The sequence below is a fragment of the Candidatus Chordibacter forsetii genome (assembly GCF_964187505.1).
Classification (GTDB): Bacteria; Verrucomicrobiota; Verrucomicrobiia; order Opitutales; family Seribacteraceae; genus Chordibacter; species Chordibacter forsetii.
Genome location: NZ_CAXLML010000188.1, coordinates 1 through 5,001 on the forward strand (window position 1 = coordinate 1; position 5,001 = coordinate 5,001).

The following is a 5,001-nucleotide window of genomic DNA, read 5'->3' on the forward strand; positions in this document are numbered from 1 at the left end:
TGTTTTTGCCTTAGTTACACGAATCGCTTCCTCAATTTTTTCTCTTAAGGGATGGTTGTAATTTCTTTTTACCATCCCCATTGCCTTATTTAGCTCCCACAAAGCACCGTCGTATTCTCTTTTTTCTGATAAATCAACCCCACGCTTGTATAAATCTTCAACTGATTCTTGCGAAGCAAAGCAAGGAATCGAAAAACTAAGAAGATAACAAGAAACGAAAAAGAACTTCTTTAAAAAAGAAATCAAAGGATAACTAAAGATGAAATTGATAGCTTAGAATGAATGATTAACACCAATGGTCACACCACCGATAAAATCATCGAAGCTAAGAAGAGCATTTTCTTCAGTGCCAGAAGTACGCTTCCAAGAAAAATTAGACAACCCACTAATCGACAACCATTCGAAGAAAGCAAAATTTGCAGAAAGACCAGCATTATAAACTATATCCTTACGGCTTTTATTGGATCCCTCGGTGAAGGCGGTCGAAAAATATGAGAAAGAGGGAACAAGGGTTAACTTTTCACCAACAAGTTTCGTATATGAAATCGAAATTTCATGCCCGGTACCATCCTGTAAATTGGCAGGACCATCTGCCAAACTTTGTCCTGCTTGCACAGTAATTGCTTCCAGAAAGGCAAAACTAAGTCCAGTCGAATCAGCTAATTGCTTAAATTGTTCTTCAAGGGTGTCGCTTTCAGAAAAGGTATAACTTGCTCCAGCGGAGAAGCTAATCGTGTCTCCAGAATCCAAAATGAAGTTCTTGATAAAGGATAGTTTGGGAGTATTGGAATACATGAGCTGTTGTTTTTTTCCTCTGTAAGTACTGGGAGCGGTGTAGGTATGAGAAAAAACCAAACTAAAATCATTTGGCAAAATAAAGGGCAATGAAAGGGATGCAATTTGGGTATCTGTATTTAATCCTGGATCTTTTAAAAATTCACTACCGTAATCCTCAATGGGATCCATAAAGGATCGCATTTGAATAAAACTAAGGGCTGGTGCACACACGACTTCATCCCCAATTCCGTATTCTCCGAGACCCAAGTTAAAACTAAGGGAAAGATCTAAACTCGTAGACTTATTATGGGTCTTGGAAGATTTCGGTTGTTTGAAAGGATTAGATGTGTAGTTGAAACTGGAACTGACATTTACCGAAGGCGTCAAGGCTGAGTCTCTCACCTGCAACAATCTTTGTGCACCCATAGGGTCTTCCTCCAAAGTGTAGGCTTCAGCTAAAGAATCTGCGAAGAAGTCTGCATTTAAGAAAGGTAGAGGTTCGTCGCCTGAAGAACTCGCGTTAGTCGAATCAGCAGGTTGAGCAAATGCAAACGCTGGCAAAAACAAAAATATTGAAAAAGAAAACTTTTTTCCGGTCATGAAAAAGAACATTAAGTTGGATTGATAAGAGGAAAAGAAAAAACCTTAGTGACCAATTTTGCCAATAGTTATGTTACTACCATGAGCATCGAAGGCAGAGGGCGTCATGATCAAATCATTAGCGTAACGAATATTAGTAATAAAGTTTACTCTTCCCCAAATTGAACTATTAAAATTCGGATATTTTCCGTTTATCGGACCGTAAGCAGAGTTTAGCATAACTTTTGATTGGGCAGGGAAATTAAGATTTCTCAGATTTAGAGTCATCGCCTCCATCGCAATTCGGCGCACATGTTCATTAAACCTAAGGTTATCTACAGAGATTTCTTGGTGAGCAAGTAGTTCAACTTCATTGTAATTGCCCTGTCCATTCGTATTCATTGATACATTATTGAGTACCAAACGATCTAAAGAGCGCAGCGAAATTTGATCCTGTGCGTAGAGATCCACACCGATGACATTTAAGGAATTAAACGAACCAATTCCTAAGCTATCACCCCCATAATTAATTTCGGTTCCTTTTTCGAAAGTAATGCCACCAGCTGACAACAATTTAAGTTCGTTAATCACCCCATCGGTTTGATCAACCGTAAAGGAGAGGGACCCAGCGAGGTTTAAACGCTCGGAGGATGCAATCAGTAAACGATTATGGGAAAGTTGAGAAAGATCATAAGTGCCAGACCCAAATGAAAGATTACGACCACCTAAGACCCCTTCAAAATCATCATAATCAGAAGTATCATGGGAGGGGGAAACCGGCTCAGTCTCAGTGTCTGTTAGTTGAGTATCAGAAGGATTAAAGGAACCATCCACATTGGAATCAATGATATCACTTTCATTTTCTGGTGTGTACTCATCAATGCTTTCGCCAAGAAGAGACAAAGATTCATAAACATCCATCGTTTCTTTGAAAAAAGAACTTGCCATGGCAACATCTGCCGAAATGACTAAATTTGGATCGATCGTACCAGTGAATTGATGATCCAAGAGAAAAGACAGGGTTTTAAGGTCATTGGCTGCCGAAGGATCATCATCTGAAGGTGGCTCGCTTCCAGGTTCTTCCAGCAACGGACCATCGATCAAATCTGCCAGAACTGTACTTAGTTCCTCTCGCGAAAGGTTAAGAACCATTAGTTCCTTGGCAAGTAAGACAGGAATATCAGAAATCGGCACATCAGATGCATAGAGATCGCCCAAGAATTTTGCGGCCTTTAGTTGATCAGGGCTTAAAACAATCCTGCCGTTATCATCACGAACAACTTCACTGTCAGATGTCACAAAATTTAACCACTCAGGTTCTAGGTCAAAAATTTCCATGGCATCTCCACCAGGTATACCAACTCTTTCCCCAATACTTTTGAAACTTATCAACCTGTCGAGATCTTGTAAATTATTGAAGAAAATATCCATTAGCTGGATATCGTAGATAAATCTTTCAACCGCTTCGCCTGTTTCTTCATTAGTAATGGTTTCGTAACCACCAAGCTCGTTGGCAAAGTCATTAATTTGATCAAGTTTGTCGATATTTGAAAAAACCAAGTCTAATTTTTCAGGATCTCCCTTGAATTTTGAAGCGGTCGAGGCGATTTCGGCAGCAATATCAGAATTTTCAATAAAAACATCAATGTATTCTGGGTATTCGGCTGAAAGCTTTGCCAAACCTGTCTTCTCCATAGTTAGTAAAGTATCGGAAAAGAGGATCTCGAAAGAACCGGAACCGTCTGGTCCTTTCAATTCGTTTAACACTTCCAAGAATGAATCCGCTTTGTCTGCATGTTCAAAAATTACATTTATTTTTTCAAGGTCAGCTTTAAATTCGTTGTACAGTTTCGTGAGTGAGGCAACTTGAGAAGGATTGTCGAAAATGGCATCGCGCTTATCGGCATCATATCCAAGGGCACGGGAAAGGTTTTTGATTTCATTAAGTACAGAATCCTTTTTGGTTCCTTCATACCTTTGTGCGATCAATAGAAGATCTTCAGATTTATCCAAGTTATTGAAAAGAAGATCAACTTGCCCCTTAGCAGCATCTAGCATGGGCGAAATCTCATAAATATTGGGGAGATAATCAAAGTTTTCTTCAAGGAATAGTTTATCCAATTTGGCAGGTTGATTCAAGTAAGTCGCAACCAAGGAATTGAACATAGACAGAGTTTCTGCCTTAGTGGTTTGATCTGTTTCACCAGACACGCCATTGAAAACATAATTTAGCTTAGCAGGCTTATTCCTAAGATTTTGCGCTAAGGGTGTAAGGTCGTCGAGTAAAGATAGATTGGAGAAAACAACATCGATCATAACTTCGTCTTCTCCCAACACCTTTCCAATTTCAATCAAGTTATCAATTTGATCAGCATTGTTAAGAAATAATTCCCTGTATTCTTCCTTCTTGGCTAACTGATCAGCGGAATCACTCTCGTTTGCTTTAAGCACTGGGCTATCCAAAACAAATAAAACATCCCCTGCTCGTTCCGCACTTAATGAAAAGTTTGAAAATTCTGAAACACTAAGAATCTTGCTCGCTGTGCTTAAGGTAACTCCGGAGACTGCCCCTGTGTCCGCGTCAGTAACTTCGTCAAATTTGTAAGTTCCAGCAACTCCAGTGGAAGAACCAGTAAGCAGATTTACTTGATCGGCAGTAAGATCGTAAATGGATGATCCATCTGAATGTACTACCGACTTTGCATTTATAGAATTGGCAGTTAGGTATGTATCAACTGCTGTTTGGTCGGGGTAATCAGTAACCAATGTTTGAGGAGTTGCAGAATCTGTGGAAAACAGTTCATTAAAAGAGTAGCCCTGGTCGACAAACCTCGAACTCTTTAGGGATGTTAGAGCACCCGATTCCATAACTTCATCAAAATCGAATGAGTCACCACCCGTTGCAAGTTGATCAAGAAGAGTAGAATCGTCCCCTCCAGCATCAATCAGAACCTTCAATTGATTAACTTGCTCAACATTCTCCAAGGCAGTGTCAAGGACTGCAGCTGAAGAATCACCCGACCCCGCAGCGATATCAGTAAGGGTTTTAATATTCTGGAATCCTTGGTCTGAGATAAGAGCCTCTTTTCTCGCAGAAACTACTACCCATAGATCACGAACTGTGGTTTCGACAGCATCGGAATAAGATCCCTCATCCAAAATGGACTGAACACTAGTTGGTGTAACTCCATCAACAGTTGTAGGATCAAGGTCTTTGGCACGAAAAACCCGATCGGCAACCTCTGAAGACACATCGGAGGGAAGGAGTTCTTTGAGTTTAGTGTTAAGTGCAGATACAGAATCTATAGCGGTAATGGCATCCCTTGTGGAGGCATCAACATCGAGCCCTCCGGACTGTACTTCCAGTGCTTTAGCTCTTTGTTTCTTTTCATCAACTTGTTTAACAACTGCAAGAAAGTTGGTGAAATCTGCAGGACCAGAACCTGGGTCTGCACTGGCATCTGCATCTGCCTCATCAACAGCTTGTGCTAAAGATTCAGCTTGCTCAGCACTACGAAGGATTGCTTTTTGGGTTTCAATATCTCCTCCCGACTTGGCCATTACTTTAGCAAGGTCTTCAGCCTTATCTGCATTTCCAAAAATCTCGGATAGAAGATCAGTCTTGCCATCATCTCCGCCTGCAGA

3 protein-coding genes are annotated in these 5,001 nt (G+C 40.5%); all 3 read right to left on the reverse strand.

The genetic code is table 11. The annotated features are described in order from the left end of the window. The coding region (locus ACKPQ4_RS08260) for a hypothetical protein (protein WP_407680715.1) at positions 1 to 246 on the reverse strand (246 nt) is incomplete at its 3' end. Between the two features lie 27 nt (positions 247 to 273). Continuing rightward, positions 274 to 1,377: a hypothetical protein gene (locus ACKPQ4_RS08265; RefSeq protein WP_407680716.1), complete on the reverse strand. Its 1,104-nt coding sequence runs from the start codon at positions 1,375 to 1,377 to the stop codon at positions 274 to 276. Between the two features lie 45 nt (positions 1,378 to 1,422). Next, a partial coding sequence (locus ACKPQ4_RS08270; protein WP_407680717.1) for a hypothetical protein occupies positions 1,423 to 5,001 on the reverse strand: 3,579 nt, incomplete at its 5' end.

Bases quoted from the DNA above. Each gene is read 5' to 3' on its own strand.
- ACKPQ4_RS08265 (WP_407680716.1), bottom strand. From the start codon at position 1,377: ATGACCGGAAAAAAGTTTTCTTTTTCAATATTTTTGTTTTTGCCAGCG.